Below are 1,964 nucleotides of genomic sequence, written 5' to 3'. Positions count from 1 at the left end.
TCCGACTGTCCCATCAACGGCGTTTTCGGAAACTGCACCAAGGCGGCGGTTATGAACTTCCAGCAGAAATACAAATACGACATCCTTTTGCCGGAAAAACAAACCGAACCCACCGGTTTCGTGGGTCCGAACACTATCAAAAAACTGAACGAATTATACGGAGAGTAAAAATCAGTTAAACCAAAACAGACCTGCCAGGTTTTAGCTTCTTCAACCTGGCAGGTTTGTTTGGGGGTCAGTTTGATTAGACGAACTAAGCGGAGACGAAGGGCAGCAAACCCATTACCCTGGCCCGCTTTATGGCCGTGGCCAGCTTCCTCTGGTGTTTGGCGCAAACTCCGGTGTCGGACTTGGCCGCGATCCGGGCGTGATGCGTCAAAAACTTTTTCAGGGTTTCCGTTTTTTTGTAATCAACGCTGTTTATATTGTTGGTGCAAAAATAACACTGTTTCATGCCAATTTTGTTTGTGAGCGAAGCGAACAATTACAAAATTGCGCACCCGCCCAAGTTTTTCTTTAAATATAACTTTAATATATTACCTGCTTTTTAATGTTTGTAAACCTTTATTTTTATTACCTGCCCAAAACTTAGGCGGGTTAAGGTTTTGCAACCAAAATTTTTTCGTTCCGCTTTCAGCTGGACTCAAAATTTTGGGCAAATTCCTTAAAATGGTATATCCTCCGGCTTGATGTCCTCCTCCGGATATTCTATCGTTTCCAGTTCTTCCGGCTTGTTGGCTTGGCTGGCGCCCTTGGCTTCCTGGAAGTTGCCCTGGCCTTGCCCCGCGCCGCCTCCTTTCCTTTGGCCAAACTGGACTCTCTCCGCCACTATCTCCGTCCGGTTTCTTTTGGAACCGTCCTGGGCTTCCCAGTTTCTTGTTTGCAGTCTTCCTTCAATAAGAGCCGAGCTTCCTTTTTTGAGATACTGGGCAACAATATCCGCTTGCTTGCCGAAGACGACGATATTGTGAAACTGGACTTCCTCCTGCTTTTCCCCCTGTTGATTGCGCCACACTCTGTTGGTGGCGACTCCGAAAGTGGCCACAGAAGAACCGGAAGGGAGCGATTTCAGCTCCGGGTCTCTTGTTAAGTTTCCTATCAAAAAAACTTTATTGAGATTCATGCGCTTTTTTAAATATTGATAATGGCGTTAGACTCCTTGCTCTTTCAGAATTTGTTCCAGTTTTTCGTCTATCTGTTCCGGCTTTATTTCTTCCTTTTCCTTTTTAACCTCGGCCGTATCTTCCTTCTTGGCCGCGTCCGCGCCTTTTCTGGAAACATACTGGGGCAGATTTTCCTTGCCCGCCTCCGTGGCCAAAGACCTCAAAATTTTGTCGTTTTTCTCAAAAAGGCTTTTTATTTTCTCCACTGTTCCGTCGGCGGTGAACCTGAACCAACCGAAGTAGGCGTTCTGATTTTTTTTAATGGGATAAGAAAGCCTCTGCGTTTTGGGCATATCTTCGCTGACCAAGAGCCCGCCGTTGTTTTCTATCGCTTCTCTTAATACGGCAACCTCTTCCGGAACTTTGTCTTCCGGCACCAGCGGAGAAAGCAGGTAGCTTATCTCGTAAGTTTTGCTCTCGTTGCTCATTTGTGAGAATGCTATCATATAATCCTTTTTATGCAAGCCTTTTGCGCGGTCAACCATGTGGGTGAAATTCGCGCCAAATTGGGGGTGATAAAGGTTAATTATCTTTTAATCATCAATAATAAAACTCGCAACTTATCCGGCCAAGACAAAGCAATGGAGGTATGTGGTATTTAGTCGAGGAGGGGGAGCGGTAAATGAAACGCGCGAGATGAACGTGATATTGATATAATCGAAGCTGCGTTTTCCAAGAAACGAAGAACGGATACACGGCATCATTACGCGCCCTCCGCCTTCCTTTTCAGCAGTTCCGCCAGCTGCTCCAGCATTTGTCTCAGGACTTCTTTGAGCCCGGCGATCAGTTCCCGTTTCCGGT

Annotated in this window: 4 protein-coding genes; 1 reads left to right on the top strand and 3 read right to left on the bottom strand. The window is 46.3% G+C overall.

Annotated elements, in window-relative coordinates; translation table 11 throughout:
• Window positions 1-168 (top strand): peptidoglycan-binding protein (locus HUT38_04715; GenBank protein ID NUQ57754.1); only part of this gene is annotated, 168 nt, incomplete at its 5' end.
• Between the two features lie 85 nt (window positions 169-253).
• Here HUT38_04715 and HUT38_04710 read toward each other — a convergent pair.
• The 3 genes from HUT38_04710 to HUT38_04700 form a co-directional block, all read right to left on the bottom strand.
• The gene (locus HUT38_04710; GenBank protein ID NUQ57753.1) at window positions 254-454 is read right to left on the bottom strand and encodes a 30S ribosomal protein S18; all 201 of its coding nucleotides are present in this window, start codon (window positions 452-454) and stop codon (window positions 254-256) included.
• Window positions 455-664: 210 nt separating this feature from the next.
• Entirely contained in the window at window positions 665-1,123 is a 459-nt protein-coding gene (locus HUT38_04705) for a single-stranded DNA-binding protein (protein NUQ57752.1), read from the bottom strand.
• 27 nt (window positions 1,124-1,150) lie between these two features.
• On the bottom strand, window positions 1,151-1,591 hold the full coding sequence (locus tag HUT38_04700) for a 30S ribosomal protein S6 (protein NUQ57751.1): 441 nt from the start codon (window positions 1,589-1,591) through the stop codon (window positions 1,151-1,153).
• Window positions 1,592-1,964: the final 373 nt, after the last annotated feature.

It is taken from the genome of Candidatus Paceibacter sp., assembly GCA_013360865.1.
In the GTDB taxonomy this organism is placed as follows: Bacteria; Patescibacteriota; Minisyncoccia; order UBA9983; family UBA9983; genus SURF-57.
Note: the sequence above shows the minus strand (reverse complement) of the source record. Positions and strands in the feature narration are given on the sequence as shown.

Coding starts and splice junctions, on each gene's coding strand:
- HUT38_04710 (NUQ57753.1), bottom strand. CDS start 454: ATGAAACAGTGTTATTTTTGCACCAACAATATAAACAGCGTTGATTAC.
- HUT38_04705 (NUQ57752.1), bottom strand. CDS start 1,123: ATGAATCTCAATAAAGTTTTTTTGATAGGAAACTTAACAAGAGACCCG.
- HUT38_04700 (NUQ57751.1), bottom strand. CDS start 1,591: ATGAGCAACGAGAGCAAAACTTACGAGATAAGCTACCTGCTTTCTCCG.